The 19,205-nt window shown below is 63.7% G+C and carries 20 protein-coding genes; 12 read left to right on the top strand and 8 right to left on the bottom strand.

Annotated features, from left to right (window positions below):
* Positions 1-4: 4 nt before the first annotated feature.
* On the bottom strand, positions 5-2,086 hold the full coding sequence (gene ppk1, locus AC6H0R_RS10180; protein WP_497581249.1) for a polyphosphate kinase 1: 2,082 nt from the start codon (positions 2,084-2,086) through the stop codon (positions 5-7).
* Between the two features lie 187 nt (positions 2,087-2,273).
* Between ppk1 and ppx the strand changes: the two genes are divergently transcribed.
* From ppx to AC6H0R_RS10150, 6 genes are read left to right on the top strand one after another with little or no spacing between them, the layout of a single operon-like run.
* The gene (ppx, locus tag AC6H0R_RS10175) at positions 2,274-3,782 is read left to right on the top strand and encodes an exopolyphosphatase (protein WP_497581248.1); all 1,509 of its coding nucleotides are present in this window, start codon (positions 2,274-2,276) and stop codon (positions 3,780-3,782) included.
* 3 nt (positions 3,783-3,785) lie between these two features.
* Positions 3,786-4,544, top strand: coding sequence for an enoyl-CoA hydratase-related protein (locus AC6H0R_RS10170; RefSeq protein WP_497581247.1), 759 nt, complete (start codon positions 3,786-3,788; stop codon positions 4,542-4,544).
* 4 nt (positions 4,545-4,548) lie between these two features.
* Positions 4,549-5,334, top strand: coding sequence for a TatD family hydrolase (locus tag AC6H0R_RS10165; RefSeq protein ID WP_497581246.1), 786 nt, complete (start codon positions 4,549-4,551; stop codon positions 5,332-5,334).
* 40 nt (positions 5,335-5,374) lie between these two features.
* A complete protein-coding gene (locus AC6H0R_RS10160) occupies positions 5,375-6,124 on the top strand; it encodes an electron transfer flavoprotein subunit beta/FixA family protein (RefSeq protein ID WP_497581245.1) in 750 nt (249 codons plus the stop codon).
* Positions 6,124-7,062 (top strand): electron transfer flavoprotein subunit alpha/FixB family protein, encoded by a 939-nt coding sequence (locus AC6H0R_RS10155; protein WP_497581244.1) that lies wholly within the window; start codon positions 6,124-6,126, stop codon positions 7,060-7,062. Before AC6H0R_RS10160 ends, AC6H0R_RS10155 begins: the two co-directional genes overlap by 1 nt.
* 5 nt (positions 7,063-7,067) lie before the next feature.
* Entirely contained in the window at positions 7,068-7,733 is a 666-nt protein-coding gene (locus tag AC6H0R_RS10150; protein ID WP_497581243.1) for an energy-coupling factor ABC transporter permease, read from the top strand.
* A 52-nt stretch (positions 7,734-7,785) separates the two neighbouring features.
* Here AC6H0R_RS10150 and AC6H0R_RS10145 read toward each other — a convergent pair whose 3' ends face one another.
* The 6 genes from AC6H0R_RS10145 to ompR all read right to left on the bottom strand — a co-directional run bounded on the left by AC6H0R_RS10145 (position 7,786) and on the right by ompR (position 11,810).
* Positions 7,786-8,568 carry a peptidylprolyl isomerase gene (locus tag AC6H0R_RS10145; RefSeq protein ID WP_497581242.1) on the bottom strand — a complete coding sequence of 261 codons (783 nt, stop codon included), beginning with the start codon at positions 8,566-8,568 and terminating at the stop codon, positions 7,786-7,788.
* 10 nt (positions 8,569-8,578) lie between these two features.
* Entirely contained in the window at positions 8,579-8,860 is a 282-nt protein-coding gene (locus AC6H0R_RS10140) for a BolA family protein (protein WP_497581241.1), read from the bottom strand.
* Positions 8,857-9,156: a YciI family protein gene (locus AC6H0R_RS10135; protein ID WP_497581240.1), complete on the bottom strand. Its 300-nt coding sequence runs from the start codon at positions 9,154-9,156 to the stop codon at positions 8,857-8,859. The genes AC6H0R_RS10140 and AC6H0R_RS10135 overlap by 4 nt, the downstream gene beginning before the upstream one ends.
* Positions 9,157-9,217: 61 nt before the next feature.
* The gene (locus AC6H0R_RS10130) at positions 9,218-9,616 is read right to left on the bottom strand and encodes a group II truncated hemoglobin (protein ID WP_497581239.1); all 399 of its coding nucleotides are present in this window, start codon (positions 9,614-9,616) and stop codon (positions 9,218-9,220) included.
* 27 nt (positions 9,617-9,643) lie between these two features.
* A complete protein-coding gene (locus AC6H0R_RS10125; RefSeq protein ID WP_497581238.1) occupies positions 9,644-11,086 on the bottom strand; it encodes an ATP-binding protein in 1,443 nt (480 codons plus the stop codon).
* Complete coding sequence (gene ompR, locus AC6H0R_RS10120) at positions 11,067-11,810, bottom strand: osmolarity response regulator transcription factor OmpR (protein WP_497581237.1); 744 nt, start codon at positions 11,808-11,810, stop codon at positions 11,067-11,069. The genes AC6H0R_RS10125 and ompR overlap by 20 nt, the downstream gene beginning before the upstream one ends.
* Before the next feature lie 211 nt (positions 11,811-12,021).
* Between ompR and AC6H0R_RS10115 the strand changes: the two genes are divergently transcribed.
* The 6 genes from AC6H0R_RS10115 (at position 12,022) to radA (ending at position 16,755) form a co-directional block, all read left to right on the top strand.
* On the top strand, positions 12,022-12,390 hold the full coding sequence (locus AC6H0R_RS10115; RefSeq protein WP_497581236.1) for a hypothetical protein: 369 nt from the start codon (positions 12,022-12,024) through the stop codon (positions 12,388-12,390).
* A 46-nt stretch (positions 12,391-12,436) separates the two neighbouring features.
* Positions 12,437-13,120, top strand: coding sequence for a tRNA (adenosine(37)-N6)-threonylcarbamoyltransferase complex dimerization subunit type 1 TsaB (gene tsaB, locus AC6H0R_RS10110; protein WP_497581276.1), 684 nt, complete (start codon positions 12,437-12,439; stop codon positions 13,118-13,120).
* A 5-nt stretch (positions 13,121-13,125) separates the two neighbouring features.
* On the top strand, positions 13,126-13,569 hold the full coding sequence (gene rimI / locus AC6H0R_RS10105) for a ribosomal protein S18-alanine N-acetyltransferase (protein WP_497581235.1): 444 nt from the start codon (positions 13,126-13,128) through the stop codon (positions 13,567-13,569).
* Positions 13,569-14,375, top strand: coding sequence for a uracil-DNA glycosylase (locus tag AC6H0R_RS10100; protein WP_497581234.1), 807 nt, complete (start codon positions 13,569-13,571; stop codon positions 14,373-14,375). Before rimI ends, AC6H0R_RS10100 begins: the two co-directional genes overlap by 1 nt.
* 80 nt (positions 14,376-14,455) lie before the next feature.
* Positions 14,456-15,379 (top strand): LysR family transcriptional regulator, encoded by a 924-nt coding sequence (locus AC6H0R_RS10095; protein WP_497581233.1) that lies wholly within the window; start codon positions 14,456-14,458, stop codon positions 15,377-15,379.
* A complete protein-coding gene (gene radA, locus AC6H0R_RS10090; RefSeq protein WP_497581232.1) occupies positions 15,379-16,755 on the top strand; it encodes a DNA repair protein RadA in 1,377 nt (458 codons plus the stop codon). The genes AC6H0R_RS10095 and radA overlap by 1 nt, the downstream gene beginning before the upstream one ends.
* Positions 16,756-16,784: 29 nt before the next feature.
* On the opposite strand, the gene AC6H0R_RS10085 is transcribed toward radA, so the two are convergent.
* Positions 16,785-19,157, bottom strand: a complete 2,373-nt coding sequence (locus AC6H0R_RS10085; protein ID WP_497581231.1) for a TonB-dependent receptor — start codon at positions 19,155-19,157, stop codon at positions 16,785-16,787.
* Positions 19,158-19,205 lie beyond the last annotated feature (48 nt).

Genomic DNA, 19,205 nt, shown 5'->3' with positions numbered 1-19,205 from the left:
CCCTTCACGACGCCGACAGCTCCTGCTGCAGCATCAGCTGTGCCGAGCGCCGCGTGCCCCGGCCGCTGCGACGGCGGTAGCGGCCGTCCGAAAGCATTTCCCAGGCCTGCGTGTTGTCGGCCATGTAGGCGCGCAGCCCTTCGCGGATGACGCGACGACGCAGCTTGGGGTCGAGCACCGGAAAGGCGATCTCGATGCGGCGGAAGAAGTTGCGGTCCATCCAGTCGGCGCTGGACAGATAGACCGTGTCTTCACCGTTGGCGTGGAAGTGGAAGATGCGGTGGTGCTCGAGGAAGCGTCCGACGATGGAGCGCACGCGGATGTTCTCCGACAAGCCCGGCACGCCCGGCTTGAGGGCGCAGGGGCCGCGCACGATGAGGTCAATCGGCACGCCGGCCTGCGAGGCGGCATACAGCGCCTCGATGGTTTCGGATTCGAGCAGGGCGTTCATCTTGGCCATGATGCGGCTCTTCCTGCCGGCGCGTGCGGCCTCGGCCTCGGCGTTGATCGCGGCCACGACGTTGGGCTGCAGCGCGAACGGGGCCTGCCACAGGTGTTTGAGCGCCGTGGCCTTGCCCAACCCGGTGAGCTGCTTGAACACTTCGGCCACGTCGGCGCCGATTTCCTCGTTGCAGGTGAGCAGGCCGAAGTCGGTGTAGAAGCGGGTGGTACGGGGGTGGTAGTTGCCGGTGCCCAAGTGCACGTAACGCACCAGCTTGCCGGCTTCGCGGCGCACGACCATCAGCATCTTGGCGTGCGTCTTGTAGCCCACCACGCCATACACCACGTGCGCGCCGACCTCTTCCAGACGGTTGGCCAGCATGATGTTGGCCTCTTCATCGAAGCGCGCCATCAGCTCCATCACCACCGTGACTTCCTTGCCCTTTTGCGCAGCACGTGCGAGCAGTTCCATCAGCACGGATTCCGCGCCGGTGCGGTAGACGGTCATCTTGATGGCCAGCACCTGCGGGTCGTCCACGGCTTCGCGCAGGATCTGCACGACCGGCTCGAAGCTCTGGAAGGGGTGGTGCAGCAGGATGTCCTGCTTGCGGATGGTCGTGAAGATATCGCGCTTGGTATCGAAGCTGCGCGGCACACCCGGCGTGAACGGCGGGTAGCTCAGATCGGGTCGGTTGACCCAGTCCGGCACCTGCATCAGGCGCACGAGATTGACGATGCCCGGCGTGCGATACACGTCGGCACGCTGTAGGCGGAATTGCTGCAGCAGGAAGTTTTCCATGTCTTCCGAGCAGGTGTCGGCAATCTCCAGCCGCACGGCGTCGCCAAAGTGGCGCTGCTGCAGTTCACCCTTGAGCGAGGCCATCAGGCTCTCGACTTCCTCTTCGTCGACGAACAGGTCGGAGTTGCGGGTCAGGCGGAACTGGTAGCAGCCAAGCACGCGCATGCCGGTGAACAGTTTGTCGACGTGGGCGTGCATGACCGACGACAGGAACACGAAGGTGTACTCGCGCTCTCCCAGTTCGCGCGGCAGCCGGATTACGCGGGGCAGTGCGCGTGGCGCCTGCACGATGGCGGCGTCTGAATCACGGCCGAAGGCGTCGCGGCCTTCGAGTTCGATGGCGAAGTTCAGGCTCTTGTTGAGTACGCGCGGAAAGGGGTGGGCCTGGTCGAGCCCGATCGGGGTCAGCACCGGGCTGACCTCGCGATCGAAGTAATCCTCGATCCACTTGCCCTGTTCCTCGGTCCATTCGCCGCGCCGCAGGAAGACCACGCCCTCGGCTTCGAGCGCCGGCAGGATGTCGTCGTTGAGCAGTTCATATTGCTGAGCGATCAGGGCGTGTACTTCGGCGCTGACCTTTTCGAGCAGTTCGGTCGGCGTCAGGCCGTCGCTGCCCGGCGTGCGGATGCCGAGCCGGATCTGCTCCTTGATGCCGGAGACGCGGATTTCGAAGAACTCGTCGAGGTTGCTCGACACGATGCAAAGGAAGCGCAGCCGTTCGAGCAGTGGAACGTTGCGGTCGGCCGCCTGCGAGAGCACCCGGCGCTGGAAGCGCAGCAGCGAGATCTCGCGGTTGATGAAGTGTTCGGTGGGGTAATTGTTGGTTTGGCGCTGGGGAAGTTTCATCGTCGTTCCGGAGGGCGCGGTAGCGCGCAGGCGGCCCATGCTGAACGGGCCGGATTACGTTTTGATGACAGTTCGCGAAGCCGCCTTACAGCTTACCGCAGACCCCGACGAGCGGGGTCTGCAGGGGGGCTGAGTGGTAGAATCCGGCGCATCTGCATTGCACGCCAACGGCGCTCACCCGAACATCATGCATGAACTGATCGCCGCGATCGACCTGGGTTCCAACAGTTTCCGGCTGCAAGTCGGAAAAATCGTCAACGATCAGATCTATCCGCTCGATGGTCTCAAGGAGCCGGTGCGGCTGGCGGCCGGGCTGACCGGCGACAAGTTGCTCGACGAAGCCGCGCGCCAGCGCGCGCTGGAAGCGCTGAGCCGTTTCAACGAACGCCTGCGCGGTTTTCCCCGGACTTCGGTGCGGGCAGTAGCGACCAACACCCTGCGTGTGGCAAAGAATGCGCGCAGTTTTCTGGCCGAGGCCGAAGCTGTGCTCGGCGTGCCGATCGAGGTCATTTCGGGGCGTGAGGAAGCGCGACTGATCTATGTCGGCGTGGCACACACGCTGCCTGACCCGCATCGTCAGCAGCTGGTGGTGGACATCGGCGGCGGCTCGACCGAGTTCATCATCGGCAAGAGTTTCGAGCCCATCCTGCTCGAATCGCTGTACATGGGCTGCGTCAGCTTCAGCCTCAACTATTTCCCCGATGGACGCATCGACAAGCACACCTTGCGCGATGCCGAATACGCCGCGCGGCGCGAGCTGCAGGCGATCTCCCGGGCCTATCGCCAGACGGGCTGGGAGGTGGCGGTGGGTTCTTCCGGCTCGGCCAAGGCGCTGGCCGATGTACTCGAGCAGAACGGCTGGTCCGACGGCGGCATCACCCTCGAAGGGCTGGACCGCTTGCGTGCTGCGCTGCTGCGCGCGGGCCAGCTCGATCGCGTTGATCTGGCCGGCCTGAAGGATGACCGCCTGCCGGTGATTCTGGGCGGATTCTCGATCATGTCGGCCGTGTTCCACGAGTTCGGCATCAAGCGCATGGTCTTCTCCGAAGGGGCGCTGCGCCTCGGTGTGCTGTATGACCTGCTCGGGCGCTACCACCACCACGATCTGCGCGATGCAACGGTGGATGCCTTCATCGGCCGCTACCAGATTGATCGTCAGCAAGCCGAAGCCGTGACCGAAACCGCCTGTCATCTGCTCGAGTGCGTGGTGCCGGAGGCGTCCGACCTGGATCACCCGGATCGCCGCTTCCTGAAATGGGCTTCACTGCTGCACGAAATCGGTATTTCTGTGGCGCATTCGAGCTACCACAAACACAGTGCCTACATTCTGGGCAACGCCGACATGCCGGGTTTCTCGCGCATGGATCAGGCGCGACTGGCGCGCATCGTGCTGGGGCAGCGTGGCAAGCTCGCGCGCATCGCCTCCATGGAGGACGACAACCCAGACTGGTTGCTGGTGGTGTGCCTGCGTATCGCCTGCATCGTACATCGCTCGCGCGACAGCCGCGAAGTGCCGCCGATTTCGCTGGAGCGCACCGAGCAGGGGTTTGCGCTGGGCATTCCGGCCGACTGGCTGACCAGCCGACCGCTGACCGCAGCTGCGCTGGAAGAAGAGCAGCGTCAATGGCTGTCGGTCGGGCGCGGTCTGGCGGTGCGCTCTGATGGATTGCGGTCGCGGCGCCGCAAGTCGGGCTGAGTCATGGGTACGGCTGCCGTCCACTGTCGTTTCGAAGGGCCGCTGGCGCGTTTGGTGATCGAGCGCGCGGATGCACTCAACGCATTGTCGTCGGACATGCTGCGGACGCTGCTGGGCGAGCTGGATCGTATCTCGAACAGCGATGAAACCCGCGTGGTCATTGTCGAATCTGCCGGCGATGCTTTCTGCGCAGGCTTCGATCTGGCCGAACTGGCCGCGGGTGACACTGCGGCGCATCGCGAAGCCTTCAAACTGTTCAACCGCGTCGTCCGCAAGCTGCAGAAGATTCCGCAGCCGGTGATTGCCCGTGTGCAGGGTCTGGCGACGGCGGGTGGCTGTCAGATCGTGGCGATGTGCGACCTGGCGGTGGCGTCGAGTGAGGCGCGGTTCGCAACCTCAAGTATCGGCCTGGGCTTGTTCGGCGCGGCGCCGGCCGTCGGTCTGTCGCGCAATCTTGGGCGCAAAGCCGCTTTTGAGATGCTCTTTGGCGGTGCGTTTGTCGATGCCGCGGAGGCCTTGCGCCTGGGCCTGGTGAACCGGGTGGTGGAACCCGCTCGGCTCGATGCGGTAGTGGCCGAACTGGCGGCGGATATCTGTCGCCATCCGCCCGATGCGGTGCGCGCCGGCAAGCAGTTCTTCGTGCGCCAGCTTGAAATGGGCATCGATGCGGCCCATCAGCTCTCGGCGGAAGTCATGGCCGAGAACCTGCAGGATGACGAAGCCCGCCGTCGAATCCGCGATTTTCTGGCCCGCAAGGGGTAGGGCGATGGCGTTCGATGGCCTGATCGACACCCACTGCCATCTTGACGCGCCGGAGTTTGGCGATGGAGTCGATGCGGTGCTCGAACGGGCGCGGGCCGCGGGCGTGAGCGGATTCATCGTGCCGGCGGTCGAGCGGTCCAACTTTGATGCCGTGGAGGCCTTGTCTGCGGCGCATGCCGATGTTCGACATGCGCTCGGCATCCATCCGCTGTATGTGGCTCGCGCGAACGATTCGGATCTCGAAGAACTGGAACAGCGCCTGGCGGGCGGCGGGGCGATTGCCGTCGGGGAGATCGGGCTGGATCACTACGTCACCGACATCGACCCGGCGCTGCAGCGGCGCTACTTTGTCGCGCAACTCAAGCTCGCCCGACGCTTCGACCTGCCGGTGATCCTGCATGTGCGCCGCGCTGTCGATGCCATCCTCAAGGAATTGCGCCGCATCGAGGTGCCCGGCGGCATCGCCCACGCCTTCAATGGCAGTCGGCAGCAAGCCGACATCTTTGCAGCCATGGGCTTCAAGCTTGGTTTCGGCGGCTCTTCGACCTATTCGGGTTCGACGCGCATCCGGCAGCTCGCGGCCACACTGCCGGAGGAGGTGCTGGTGCTCGAAACCGATGCACCGGACATCCGCCCGGAGTGGGCACAGGACTGTCCCAACGAACCCGCTAATTTGCGAGAAATCGCTTCGATCATCGCCGAACTTCGCTCAACGAGTGTCGAAGAATTGGTGCGACAGACGGCGCTCAACGCGCGCTCCGTATTTCCCGGGCTGTTGGCGCCCAGGTGAGTTTCGCGATAATCGGGCCGGACAACAGGGAGGCAGAACGGTGAAGGTAATAGTGCCGGTCAAGCGCGTGATCGATTACAACGTGAAGATCCGCGTGAGGGGGGATGAATCCGGCGTCGAGCTGGATGGCGTGAAGATGTCGATGAACCCCTTCGACGAGATCGCGGTGGAAGAGGCCGTGCGCTTGCGTGAGGCCGGCACTGCCAGCGAGGTGATCGCGGTCAGTTGCGGCACCGATGCCTGTCAGGAGACGCTGCGCACTGCGCTTGCGCTGGGGGCGGATCGCGCCGTGCTGATCGAGTCTGCACAGACGCTTCAGCCCTTGGCGGTGGCAAAGCTGTTGGCGGCCCTGTGTGAACAGGAGTCGCCCGGGCTGGTGATCTGCGGCAAACAGGCCATTGATGATGACGCCAACCAGACCGGACAGATGCTGGCGGCGCTGATGGGCTGGGCGCAGGCCACCTTCGCGTCGAAGCTCGAACTTGCGGATGGTCGTGCCGCGGTCACGCGCGAGGTGGATGGCGGCTTGGAGACGGTTTCAGTGCAGTTGCCGGCGGTCGTCACGACCGATCTGCGCCTGAATCAGCCGCGCTACGCGACGCTGCCCAACATCATGAAGGCCCGCAAGAAGCCGCTTGAGCGCAAGACGCCGGACGAACTGGGCGTGGACGTCGTGCCGCGCCTGCAGGTGCTGCGCGTCAGCGAGCCGCCGAAACGCCGCGCCGGCGTGCGGGTGCCGGACGTGGCGACGCTGGTCGAGCGCCTACGCAACGAAGCCAAGGTGATCTGATGAGCATCCTTGTCATTGCCGAACACGACAACGCGAAGCTGCGCCCGGCAAGCTTCGCGACCATTGCCGCTGCGCTGCAGATCGACGCCTCGGTTGAAGTGCTGGTGGCCGGTGCTGCATGTACGGCAGTGGCCGCGGAAGCAGCGAGCATTGCCGGTGTGGGGCGTGTCTTGTGCGCCGACGCGCCGCACTACGAGCACGAGCTTGCCGAGAACCTGGCGGCGCTGGTCGTGACCCACGCGGCCGGATACAGCCATCTCGTCGCACCGGCCAGCACCTTCGGCAAGAACCTGATGCCGCGCGTGGCGGCCTTGCTGGATGTGGCGCAGGTCAGTGACGTATGCGCCATCGAGTCTGCAGACACCTTCGTGCATCCGATCTATGCCGGCAACGCACTGGAGACCGTGAAGAGCACCGATGCGGTCAAGGTATTGACGGTGCGCGCGACGGCTTTCGAGGCTGCGCTCACGGGGCGCGAGATCGCGCCGGTCGAAGCGCTGCCGGCCGGGCCGGATCTGGGCTTGTCGCGCTTCGTGTCGCGCGAGACCGTGGCCTCGGACCGGCCCGAGCTGGCTTCGGCGCGAGTGGTGGTATCCGGTGGGCGAGGGCTGGGCAGTGCCGAGCACTTCCATGCGGTGCTGACTCCGCTGGCCGAGCGACTTGGTGCGGCCCTTGGCGCATCGCGCGCCGCGGTGGATGCGGGGTTCGTGCCCAACGACTGGCAGGTCGGCCAGACCGGAAAGATCGTCGCGCCCGAACTGTATGTCGCCGTGGCCATCTCGGGCGCCATTCAGCACCTGGCGGGAATGAAGGAGTCGCGCGTGATCGTTGCGATCAACAAGGATCCGGAGGCGGCCATTTTCCAGGTGGCTGATTACGGACTGGTGGCGGATCTTTTTGACGCCGTGCCGGAACTGGTCGACGCGCTCTCGCGCTGAGCGCCATGAATCTTCCGTTCGCACTCTTCTCCTGGCCCTGGCATTTCGCCGCGACGCTGCTCTCGCTCTTTGCCCTGCTGTATGCAGGCTTTCGGGTGGACTGGCGGGCGCTGATGCATTCCACGTCGCGCCTGAACGCCTTGCTTGGCTTTGCCGTGGTCATGACCTTGTTGTGGAGTCTGCGCGCCGGGGTGCTACCCGGACTCAATCTGCATCTGCTCGGCGCGATGGCGGCCTGCCTGATGTTCGGCCCGCGATTGGCCCTCTTTGCGCTGGCGCTCGTGCTGACCGGCATCAGCCTCAACAACGCGGTGGAGTGGGCCGCGTGGCCGATCAATTTTGTCGTGATGGGCATCGTGCCAGTACTGGTGGCGCAAGCCCTGCGCACAGTCGTCGAGCGCTTCCTGCCCAGCCACTTCTTTGTCTACATCTTCGTCATGGCCTTTGCCGGGGCGGGGCTGGTCATTCTGCTGACCGGGTTGTTTGCGGCATTGCTGCTGCTGGCCGCCGGGGCCTATCCGTGGTCGCTGCTGGCGGGTGAGTACCTGCCGTATTTCCTGCTGCTGGCGTTTTCAGAAGCCTGGATCAGCGGTGCCGTGACGACGATGATGGTCGTGTATCGCCCCGAGTGGGTGATGACCTTCGACGATCAGCGCTACCTGCGCCGTTGAAACAAAAACGGCGCTCCGTTGGAGCGCCGTGAATGCGATTTGCAAGGCCGACTTACTTGACCGTGGCCTTGTCGCGCAGCGACTGCATGTGATCGTCCACGCGCTTCTGCTCAAGGAATTCGCGAATCTGCGGCTTGAGTTCAGCCAGCGCCGGCGGGGCAACGTCGCGCAGGTCGTCGAGCTTGATCACGTGGTAGCCGAAATCGCTCTTGACCGGAGCCTTGCTGAACTCGCCTTTCTTGAGCGCCGACAGCGCATCACCAAACGGTTTGACGTACTGGTTGGCCTGGCTCCAGCCCAGTTCACCGCCCTTGTCGCGCGAACCCGGGTCTTTCGAGGCCTTGGCGAGCTTGGCGAAATCTTCGCCGGCACGCAGGCTGTCGATGATCTTCTGGGCTTCGGCTTCGGTCTCGACCAGGATGTGGCGCGGCTTGAACTCGGTGCCGCTCATCTGCGGCTTGACCTTTTCGTACTCGGCGGCGATCTGTTCGTCGGTGACCGGGTTCTTGGCGAGATAGTCCTGCAGGTAGGCGCGAATGATGATGGCCTGACGCGCCAGACCAAGCTGGGTCTGGATTTCGGGTTTCTTGTCGATCCCGGCGGCTTCAGCTGCCTGGCCAAGCACTTCACGACGGATCAGCTCTTCGCGGATGGCCTCACGCAGTTCCGGCGTGTCGGGCACGCCCTGTGTGCGCTGCTCGTTCATGATCACGTCCATGCGCGCAGCAGATACGGTCTTGCCATTCACCGTGGCCACCGGGTCGGCTGCAAACGCGGCCTGGCAGAGGAGAGCGGTTGCGAGCGCGACGGCAAGGCGGTGGGGGGTGAGTTTCATCGACGTTCCTTCAACGGGTGAGTGAATGATCGGCCTCATCGGCCGTAAGTGCCTTGATGGCCAGTGCGTGGATCGGCCCCTGCATCATGTCGCCGAGAGCATCGTAAATCATACGATGACGCGCGAGCGTGCCGTGGCCACGGAAACAATCGGAAACCAAGCGCAGCCTGAAATGACCGCCACCACTGCGGGCGCCGGCGTGTCCGGCATGCAGATGGCTTTCATCCTCGAGCTCGAGCGTAATCGGCTCGAGTGCAGCGAGGCGTTCGCGGATCTGGTCGATGCGGTTCAAGGCAGGACTTTCTTGTAAGGGCGCACGGAGCTGCGGGCAAACACGCCGGCGGCGACATAAGGATCGTCGGCAAGCCAGGCTTCGGCTTCAGCGAGCGAAGCGAATTCGGCAATGACCAGACTGCCACTGAAGCCGGCCGGACCGGGGTCGGGTGAGTCGATGGCCGGCATCGGCCCGGCCACGAACAGACGGCCGGCATCGCGCAGCGCCTCAAGACGGGCGAGGTGGGCAGGGCGGGCCGCCATGCGGGCCGACAGAGATTCGGGCGCGTCTTCGCCGATGAGTACGTAGAGCATGATTCGTCCTGTTGTCCGGGGCGCCGTTCGGGGCGGCACGCAAGCGGGCGATTGTAACCGATCAGGGCTGGTGCGACGCAGCATCCGGCTGGTTGCGCATATGGTCTGCAATGCCCGTGAAGGCGCTCTCCAGCTGCTCGCGCAGGGCTTCGTCGGAGATCGTGTCGGCCAGGGCGTGGTGCATGCACAGCATCCACGCAGCGGCGTCGGCAGAGGCAATGCTGAAAGGCATGTGCCGCGCGCGCAAAAAGGGGTGGCCGAAACGCTCGATATACAGACTGGGGCCGCCGAGCCAGCCCGACAGGAACATGAACAGCTTCTCGGTGGACTCGTTCAGATCGGCTGGATGCATGGCACGAATGGTTTGCGCCTGCGGCAGGGTGTCCATGTAGCGGTAGAAGCGGGAGGTCAGCGCACGCAAGGCCGGCTCGCCGCCGATGCGTTCGTAAGGTGTGCTCAACTGGAACTCCGGTGGGGCAGTGTGTTTTCAGACCATCTGAGTGGGCGGATCGGTCATCATCTTATCGCGCTTGCGGCGCTCCGAGGCCTTGAGCGGCAGCACCAGCACGGCGCGCAAGCCGCCTCCGTCGCGCGGCAGCAGGTCAAGACGGCCGTCGTGTGCGCGCATGACCCGGTCGATGATGGCCAGCCCCAATCCCGCCCCTTTTGTGTCGGAGCGTGCGGCCTCCAGGCGGGTGAACGGTCGGCGCAGCCGCTCGATTTCCTGCGCCGGGATGCCCGGGCCGCGATCTGCCACTTCGATGCAGGCTGAATTCGCTTCGCGCCAGACACGGACATCGATGGGCTTGTTCTCGGCGTAGCGCAAGGCGTTGTCGATGAGGTTGGAGACAGCGCGCCGCAGGGGCAATACGCGTGCCGCTGCGCGCAGCGTGCCGGGCGACTCGAAGCTCACTACGACGCCGCGCTGACGGTGTGGCTCGATCAGGCTTTCGACCATTGCGCAGAGGTTGATGGTCTCCATCGGCGTGGACGGCTCGCCTCGCCCGAAGTCGAGAAACTGCCCGATGATGCGGTCCATTTCCTCAATGTCCGAAATCATCGGGGCGACGTCTTCGTCGGGCGCGCCAGTCATCTCGATGCCCAGCCTCAGGCGCGCAAGCGGCGTGCGCAGGTCGTGCGAAACGCCGGCCAGGATCAGCGCACGCTCGGCCTCGTTGTGCGCGAGGTCGCCAGTCATCTGGTTGAAGGCGCGCGTGACGATGGCGATTTCCTGCGGCCCGTCTTCGGCCAGCTCGGGTGGCTTGCGCCCGCTGCCGACCATCTGCGCGGCGCGCGCCAGGCTGCGCAGCGGTGTGGAGATGCGCGAAACGATCAGGAATGCGCCCAGCAAGGCCACCGAAAAGGCTGCGATGACCCATACCAGCCAGTCCTGCGTGTCGGCGTCCTGCAAACGATCGGCAGGCAGTCGCACCCAGAAGTCATCGATGTCGTCCGGGTCTAGGCGGAAACTGATCCAGAAGCCGTCCAGGGTCTTCCATCGCGTCGCCAAGCGGGTGTGGTCGCCAATTTGCCGGCGGATCTCGTCTGTCAGCAGACGCATCGAGCGCGTGTCGGGCAGCGGCAGGATCCGGTCGCTGGCTTCGGCCGGATAAATGCGAATGCCTTCAAGCGCCGCCAGGTCGATGAGCAGGTCCGTACGGCGCGATGCTTCGGCGTTGATCAGCGCCGTGCGGGTGAGATTGACGATGCTGGCAGCCGTCTGCGCCAGATCGCGTGCGCGTGCCGGCTCGTGGAAATGACGAAAGATTGCCGACCAGACGGCTAGCGACAGGATCAGCACCAGCGTGATCAGCAGAAAGGTCTGCCACAGCAGGGAGCGGGGTAGCCAGTGCCCGCCCGTGGCGGACTGCTTCGGGCGGGATGGATTCGATTCCGTCGCGGGGACGGTGTCAGCCCTCTTCCGGTTCACCGGAGCGGCTGTCCTCGGGGACAAACACGTAGCCGAAGCCCCAGACCGTCTGCAGATAGCGCGGCTTGGAGGGGTCGTCCTCGACGAGCTTGCGCAGGCGGCTGATCTGCACGTCGATGGCGCGGTCGAAAACGCCGTACTCGCGCCCGCGGGCCAGTTCCATGAGCTTGTCGCGCGAAAGGGGTTGGCGCGGGTGCTGCAGCAAAACCTTGAGCAGCGAGAACTCCCCGGTGGTGAGGGTGACGTCCTCGCCCTCACGCGTCAGCGAGCGGGTGCCGAGATTGACGACGATGCTTCCGAAATGGACCACCTCGTCGTCCAGGGTGGGTGCGCCCGGCAAGGTGGTCGGCTGGCGTCGCAGTACGGCATGCACGCGTGCAACGAGTTCGCGCGGGTTGAACGGCTTGGGCAGATAGTCGTCGGCACCCATTTCGAGTCCGATGATGCGGTCGACCTCGTCCCCTTTGGCGGTCAGCATGACGATGGGGACGGTGTTCTCGGCAGCGCGCAGGCGCCGGCAGATGGTCAGGCCGTCCTCGCCGGGAAGCATCAGGTCGAGCACGATCAGATCATAGTGCTCGCGATGTAAGGCGCGGTCCATGGCCGGTGCATCGCCGACTCCCTTGACCGTGAATCCCTGTTCCATCAGGTACCGGGAAAGCAGTTCGCGCAAGCGGGCGTCGTCGTCGACGATGAGAACCTTGTAGCGAGTTTTTCCGTTCATTTTCCGATCCGGTCGGTGTTGGGTGTCGCAATGGTAGCGGCATCCAAGGGTTTCACGGGAGTCGCTGCCGGTAACGCTTCGTAAGTCCCAGACGAAGATGCAATACGTGCTTACAATGCGCAGTTCGACGTCATGGGCGAAGTGCTGCACTGCCCGGCGAATCACGGTATGTTGCGCCTGAGTGATGCGCAACACGAGAGTAAACCCGATCATGCAGATTGTCAGCTCGCCTCGTCAGCTTCGTTCGCGGTTCGCGCGGTTCCTGCACTGTTGTGTCGGTGTCGCCGGCATCGCCGTATCCCTCGGGCTGTCTGCTGCCGGCACTTTCCCGGCATTGTCCCAGACCGGCTCCGTTTCGCCCGGTGGGCGTCCGGTCGAGCCGGTCGGGCTCGATCACCGTACCGTCCCCGACGAGCGTATCAGTCTCAAGCGTGCCCTGGCCGACGGTCGTCCGCTTTCCGGTTCGGAGAAGAGCAAGCAATTGTCGCGTGAAGAGCGCCGCGCCTTGTTGCTGGACTTGCGTGCGGTCACCCGCGACCTCAACGAGGGTGGCTACTCCAGCCTGCAACCCGGTAACTGACGCCCTCTGCGGTCGAGGGCGCCACATGGCGGTAGAATCGACCGCCATGAAAATTCTCGCAATCGAAACCTCCTGCGAACACGCTTCGGTGGCCCTGTTGCTTGACGGGGCCACCCTGAGCCGCGAATTGCAGGGCCACGCCAATCATTCCGAGCATTTGTTGCCCACGGTGAGTGCTTTGCTTGCCGAGGCAGGACTTGTTGCGGGCGGACTGGATGCCATCGCATTCGGCGCCGGGCCTGGCGCCTTCACAGGATTGCGACTTGCGTGCGGCGTGGCGCAGGGCATGGCAATGGGCGCCGGCATAGGGGTCTTGCCGATTTGCACGCTCGAGGCGCTGGCGCTGCAGGCAAATCAGCCGGCAGTGCTGGCAATGACCGATGCCCGGATGGGCGAAATCTACGCTGCAGCCTATGTTTTTGACGGCCTTGTGCCACAAGAGGTCATGGCGCCGTGCTGCGTTTCTCCTGCCGGATTTACGGTGGAGGGGGACTGGCATGTCATCGGGTCGGCGTTACAGGCGTATCCGGAGCTGTTTCCGGCAGGGGCGCCCGGCGTTCTGGGGCGGGATGCGCAGCTGGTCCCGCGGGCGCAGGAAATTGCCGCGCTCGCAGCGGTCGCCGCGAAGCAGGGGCATATCCTGCCGCCCGAACAGGCCGCACCGCTGTATGTTCGCAACAAGGTGGCGCTGACTACGGCTGAGCGCAAGGCACGCGGGGGCAAGGCTTGACTGCGGTGACCAGCCTTGATCCGATGATCGAGGACGACCTCGATTGGGTCATTGTCCACGAATGCGAGCTGCATGAGTTTCCGTGGTCTCGTGGCAATTTTTCGGATTCCTTGGGTGCCGGTTATCTGGCACATGTGCTGCGCGTGGATGGCGAGCGGGTGGCGTATGCGGTGATGATGCTCGTCATGGATGAAGCGCATTTGCTCAATCTGAGCGTGATCCGCAGCCGGCAGCGTCAAGGACTCGGGCGGGTTCTGCTTGAGCGTCTGTTCGAACTGGCTCGCAGTCATGGTGCGAACCAGCTGTTTCTTGAGGTTCGACCGTCGAACGATGCAGCGCTGGCGCTGTATCGAGACTGTGCGTGTGAGCCGGTCGGACGGCGCAAGCGGTATTACCCGGCAGCCGGCGGTGAGCGCGAGGATGCAATCCTGATGAGGAAAGCCCTGTGATGCAGCGGCGCGATTCGATACTGCGTGAAATGGGCCTGGCGCCGCTCTGGCGACTGCGCAATGACGCCGCTTCATCGCAAGAGGAACGGGAGCAGGCGGCTGTACCGGCAGTAGCGGTGCGTCCTCCTCTGACGCCCGCCCGGGCTGCCAGGGCGGCACAGCCGGATCCGCAGCCGGCAGCTCCCGCGCCCGTCGTCCCGGTAATGGACGATGGCAAGCGTGCGTCACGCATTGCCCAGCTCGACTGGGATGCGCTGGAGTCGGATATCACGCAGTGTCGTGCTTGTGGTTTGTGTCAGGGCCGTCAGCAGGCCGTTCCCGGGATGGGGGACCGAACAGCGCAAGTAATGTTCGTTGGCGAAGGTCCTGGCGCGGAGGAAGATCGCCAGGGACTTCCGTTTGTCGGTGCTGCGGGGCAATTGCTCGACGCAATGCTCGGGGCTATCGGCTTGTCACGGGAGGCCGGGGTGTACATCGCCAACACCGTCAAGTGCCGCCCACCGCGCAACCGGACCCCTGAAACGGCCGAAATGGTCGCCTGTAGTCCGTATCTCGAGCGCCAGATCCAGTTGGTACAGCCACGACTGCTGGTGGCCCTGGGCAGACCCGCTGCACAGGTGTTGCTTGGCGATGCAGAGCTTCGCATCAGCGCAGTCCGGGGAAAATTGTTCAAACATGGGGATACACCCGTAGTGGTAAGCTACCACCCCGCATATCTGCTGCGAAATCCGGCGGACAAGGTAAAGGCCTGGGAAGATCTGTGCGCCATCCGGCGCCTGCTTGAAAGGTCGGCCCAGAGCGGCTGAGCACCGAACGCAAGCCCGTACTTGCCGGCCCCTTCATTTGTGATTACCATGCTCCCATAAACGTACTTTATGGGTAAATTGTGGCTGACCGAAGACTTCAAGTATTCGCCGCTGTCGCCAAACACGGTTCTTTCACCCGGGCTGCCGAACACCTGTTCATGACCCAGCCCGCGGTCACTTTCCAGATCAAACAACTCGAAGAGCACTTCAATACCCGGCTGCTTGAACGCGGTCACGGCAAGGTGTCGCTGACGCCGGCCGGGGAGATCGTGCAGTCCTTTGCCGAGCGTATTCTCGATTTGAGCGAGGAAATGGAGCTGCGCGTTGCCGAGCTTACGGATGAACTGTCCGGACCGCTCAATATCGGCACCAGCATGACGATTGCCGGCTATTGGCTGCCGGCCATCATCGACGAATTCAAGCAGAAGTTTCCGCGCGTGATTCCGCGAGTGGTGGTCGGCAACTCGCTGCTGACCGAAGAGCGCGTCGCAGCGCGGGAGCTTGACCTTGGTTTTGTAGAGATCGCCGCAGACGATCCGAATATCCAGCGACTGACCGCTGCTCGCGACGAGATCATGGTGATCTGCCGCCCGGATCATCCGATTGCGCAGCTCAAGATCGCACATGCCAAGGATCTGGCCGGCTACCCGCTGATCAACCGTGACACGGGCAATTCGGTGCGTGAGCTGACCGAAAACTTCTTCTCCAACGGCGGCGTGGACGTCTCGCGGCTTGAGGTGTGTGCCGAATTGGGCAGTCTGGCCAGCGTAAAGCAGTTGGTGGTGCGTGGCCTGGGCTACGCCTTTGCGTCGAATGCAGCGATCCAGCGTGAGCTCACGGAAGGCTCCCTGGCGGCCGTGCATCTGGAGCCGCGCCTGTACAACTCGCTGGAAGTCATCATGCCCAAGGACAAGTTCTGCTCGCGCCTGATCCGTACGTTTGCGGATCACGCGGTCGAGTCGCTGACTCGCAGGGCAGCCGAGATCGCCAGGGAACAGACCTGATGGCGCGGTCTCGCGCGGTGTTCGTATGTAGCGAATGCGGTGGGCAATCTCCGCAGTGGCAAGGCCAATGTCCGCACTGCAAGGCCTGGAACACCTTGTCGGAAACGGTGGCGGAGCAGGGCGGTGGTGGCGGGAACGGGCGTTTCGCCGCGTTGGCCGGCACGGTAGGCGAGCTCAAGCCGCTGTCCGCGCTCGAGGCGCGTGAAGAGCCGCGCGTGAGCACCGGGATTGCGGAATTCGATCGTGTTCTCGGCGGTGGCTTGGTGGCGGGCGGTGTCGTCCTGATCGGTGGTGATCCGGGAATCGGCAAATCCACGCTGTTGCTGCAGGCGCTCAGCTCGCTGGCTGTCGAACACCCGTCCATCTACGTAAGCGGCGAGGAGTCCGGCGAGCAGGTCGCATTGCGTGCAAAGCGTCTGCAGCTTGATACCGCCGGGCTGCGGATGCTGCCCGAGATCAAGCTTGAACGCATTCTCGCCGTGTTGGCGGCCGAGCGGCCGCGCATCGCGGTGATCGATTCGATCCAGACCATGTATTCGGAGGCTTTGCAGTCTGCGCCGGGTTCGGTCGCGCAAGTGCGTGAATGTGCCGCGCAACTGACGCGTTTTGCGAAAACATCCGGGGTCAGTCTGGTGCTCGTTGGTCACGTCACCAAGGATGGCGCGCTGGCAGGGCCGCGAGTGCTCGAGCACATCGTCGATACGGTGCTGTATTTCGAGGGGGAAACGCATTCCAGCTTCCGTCTCGTGCGGGCCATCAAGAACCGTTTCGGTGCGGTCAACGAGCTGGGCGTGTTCGCCATGACGGACCGGGGATTGCGCGAGGTCAGCAACCCGTCTGCAATCTTTCTCTCGCAGCACGAGCGCCAGGTGCCCGGAAGCTGTGTGCTGGTGACGCAGGAGGGCACCCGCCCGTTGCTGGTTGAAATCCAGGCGCTGGTCGATTCCGCACACAGCCCGAATCCGCGCCGTCTCAGCGTGGGGTTGGAGCAGAACCGTCTGGCCATGCTGCTGGCTGTGCTGCATCGACATGCGGGTATCGTCTGTTTTGATCAGGATGTTTTCGTTAACGCTGTCGGCGGAGTCAAGATTGCCGAGCCCGCCGCCGATCTGGCAGTGCTTATCTCTATCGTTTCTTCTTTAAAAAGCAAAGCATTACCGCGTGAACTTGCAGTATTTGGTGAAGTTGGTTTAGCCGGAGAAATCCGGCCTGCGCCACGCGGCCAGGAGCGCTTGCGCGAGGCCGCCAAGCTGGGTTTCACGACGGCAATCGTGCCCAAGGCCAATGCACCGAAGCAGAAATTGCGCGGCATTGAAGTGATCGCCGTGGATCGCATCGACGAGGCGCTGACACGCCTGGCCGAGCTGTCGGACTGATCCCGGCAGCTCGGCCACGTAGCCAGCGCTCAGAGTGAGGCGCGCAGGGCAATGCCGATGGTTCTCGGGGCACCCACATCGAGAATCGTGTCGCTTTGATTGCTGGTGATGTAGCGCTTGTCGAACACGTTCTTGACGTAGGCGCTGATGCTGTAGCGTTTGTCGATCCGGTAGTTGAAGGCCATATCGACCAGCGTCACGGCGTCATTGCGGCGGCTGCCGATCACCTCGCCACTGCCGTTGGTGATGTAGGAGGTGGCACTGTCGCCCTGTCGGGTGACATCCAGCGTGGCATTGAAGCGGTCATTCATGCGCCAGGTCGCGCCAAGATTCAGCTTGTAGCGCGGCGCAAAGAGGAAGTCCTGACCGCTCAGGTCGCCGGAGTCGGACTCGAATTCCTTGTACTCGGTGTCGTTGAAGGAGCCGCCAGCAGACAGGCTCCAGCTGCGGTTCAGATCATATTCCACGCCGAATTCGATACCCCGCATCTCGCTGCGCGCGGCATTGACGACGTTCAGGAAACCGTTGGTGTCGAGCGTGCGCACCTGCTGGTCTTTCCAGTCGGTGTAGTAGAGGTTGGCCGTTGTACGCAAACGGTCGCCGAGCCAGGTGCCGCGGTAGGACAACTCCCAGTTGGTCGTGAACTCCGGATCGTAGACGTCATGCGCGGATGCCGGACGCAGATGGACGCCGCCTGCCCGGTAGCCGCGTTGCACCATCATGCCGACGCGCTGTCCCGCGGCAAGCTCGTGGCTGATGCCGATTTTCGGCAGTAGCGCATTGAAGCGCTCGGACTCTTCGGCGCTGGGCGAGCTGGCGAAATTCAGGGGGTCATAGGGGTAGCGGATGTCCGTATCGTTACGCTCCTGATCGTAGCGAAGGCCCGCGATGAGCTGCCAGGTGGGCGCGAAATCCCAGTTCAGTTCACCGAACACGGCCTCATTGCCGATTTTCGTATGTGCGCGTGCATCGAGCATCTCCGTACCACCGAAAATCAGCTGATCGCGAGCATCGGTCTTCTGGCGACCCACATACAGGCCGATGTGCGCCTTCAGCGTGTCGGCTTCATAGCCCAGGCGCAGTTCCTGGCCGAACAGGCGGTGCTGGTGATTACGCACGGCCTCCCGGCCCAGCGCCGGCGTCTGGTCAAAATCGAGTCGCGAGAAGTAATCGGTGTCCGTCGCGGTCGTCAGACTGCTCAGCGTCCAGGTGTCGTTGATGAAGTAACTGACGTTGGCACTGGCGGTGTCCTGCTTGATCTCGTTGCGCGGCCGGGTGTCGTAGTAGATGTTGTAGTAGTCCGGGCGACCGTTGACGGCGGCGGTGGCGTTTTCGCCTGCCTGGCGCTCGGTACGCGCCAGTCCGAGAACGATGTCGAGCTGATCGTTTGGCTGGATGCGCAGCTTGCCGCGCAGGTTGATGTCGCGGTTTGGGTTGGCGTGGTTGGCCAGCGTACGGTTGTGCAGATAGCCGTCCGATTCCTGGTAATCCACGGCAAGGCGACCGGCCACCATGTTTTCAACCAGCGCTCCACCACCGACGAAGGAGGCGCCGCGCTGACCATGGTTGCCGATATTGGCCTGCACCGCGAGTTCGGGTGTGAACTGCGGGTCGCGTGTGCGGATGATGACGGCGCCGGCCAGGGCATTGCGTCCCTGGTTGGTGGACTGCGGACCGCGGAACACTTCGATCTGTTCGACATCCCACAGCGGTACCTGGCTGGCCGTGACCAGTCGATGAGGCTGCACTGCGCCATCAACATACACCGCCACGGCGCCGTTGATGGTGACCGGGCCCTGATCGTCGAAGCCCGACACCGGAACACCCCGGATCGTCCAGTTCTCGTTGCCGGACTGGGTTCCTACACCTGGAGTGCGCATCAGGACGTCGGTGAGGGAACGATCGCCACGGCGTTGCGCTTCTTCTCCGCTGATGACCGCCACACTCGACATGGTTTCTTCGAGGCTGCGTGAAAACTTCTCGCCGGTAACGACTACGGTCTGCAGTGTCGTGGGCGCAACGGCAACGCGTTGCAGTACGTAGCCACCATTTCCGGCCGGGCTTGCCTCCAGACCGGTTCCGGCCAGCAGCACGCGGAAGCCCTCTTCAATGCTCAGCTGGCCTTGTATTCCGCGGCTTTGCTGCGCCGGAATCGAGCGCGGGTCAAAAGACAGACGGACCCCTGCAGCGGTTGCGAAACGCAGCAGTACCTCTTGCAGCTCGCCGGCTGGAACGGAGTACGACTGTCGCACGCTGGCAGCCTCATTGCCGGCGTCCTGCGCAAGGACGTGCATGGGCATGCTCATGCACGCGAAGGCCGTCGCAACAAAAATGCCGCGCAGACGCAGGGCGAGGGGAGGGGCCGATCTTGGCCGTTGGAAGTTGAAACCGGGGGTGGTCATTGCGTAGTCCTCATGTCGGGTGTTGAAGCGGTCAATGCCGCTCTTGCC

This window comes from Pseudazoarcus sp. NS36 (assembly GCF_059703705.1).
Note: the sequence above shows the minus strand (reverse complement) of the source record. Positions and strands in the feature narration are given on the sequence as shown.

Bases quoted from the DNA above. Each gene is read 5' to 3' on its own strand.
- ppk1 (WP_497581249.1), bottom strand. From the start codon at position 2,086: ATGAAACTTCCCCAGCGCCAAACCAACAATTACCCCACCGAACACTTC.
- ppx (WP_497581248.1), top strand. From the start codon at position 2,274: ATGCATGAACTGATCGCCGCGATCGACCTGGGTTCCAACAGTTTCCGG.
- AC6H0R_RS10155 (WP_497581244.1), top strand. From the start codon at position 6,124: ATGAGCATCCTTGTCATTGCCGAACACGACAACGCGAAGCTGCGCCCG.
- ompR (WP_497581237.1), bottom strand. From the start codon at position 11,810: ATGAACGGAAAAACTCGCTACAAGGTTCTCATCGTCGACGACGACGCC.
- AC6H0R_RS10165 (WP_497581246.1), top strand. From the start codon at position 4,549: ATGGCGTTCGATGGCCTGATCGACACCCACTGCCATCTTGACGCGCCG.
- AC6H0R_RS10145 (WP_497581242.1), bottom strand. From the start codon at position 8,568: ATGAAACTCACCCCCCACCGCCTTGCCGTCGCGCTCGCAACCGCTCTC.
- AC6H0R_RS10135 (WP_497581240.1), bottom strand. From the start codon at position 9,156: ATGCTCTACGTACTCATCGGCGAAGACGCGCCCGAATCTCTGTCGGCC.
- AC6H0R_RS10170 (WP_497581247.1), top strand. From the start codon at position 3,786: ATGGGTACGGCTGCCGTCCACTGTCGTTTCGAAGGGCCGCTGGCGCGT.
- radA (WP_497581232.1), top strand. From the start codon at position 15,379: ATGGCGCGGTCTCGCGCGGTGTTCGTATGTAGCGAATGCGGTGGGCAA.
- AC6H0R_RS10085 (WP_497581231.1), bottom strand. From the start codon at position 19,157: ATGACCACCCCCGGTTTCAACTTCCAACGGCCAAGATCGGCCCCTCCC.
- tsaB (WP_497581276.1), top strand. From the start codon at position 12,437: ATGAAAATTCTCGCAATCGAAACCTCCTGCGAACACGCTTCGGTGGCC.
- AC6H0R_RS10115 (WP_497581236.1), top strand. From the start codon at position 12,022: ATGCAGATTGTCAGCTCGCCTCGTCAGCTTCGTTCGCGGTTCGCGCGG.
- AC6H0R_RS10150 (WP_497581243.1), top strand. From the start codon at position 7,068: ATGAATCTTCCGTTCGCACTCTTCTCCTGGCCCTGGCATTTCGCCGCG.
- AC6H0R_RS10100 (WP_497581234.1), top strand. From the start codon at position 13,569: ATGCAGCGGCGCGATTCGATACTGCGTGAAATGGGCCTGGCGCCGCTC.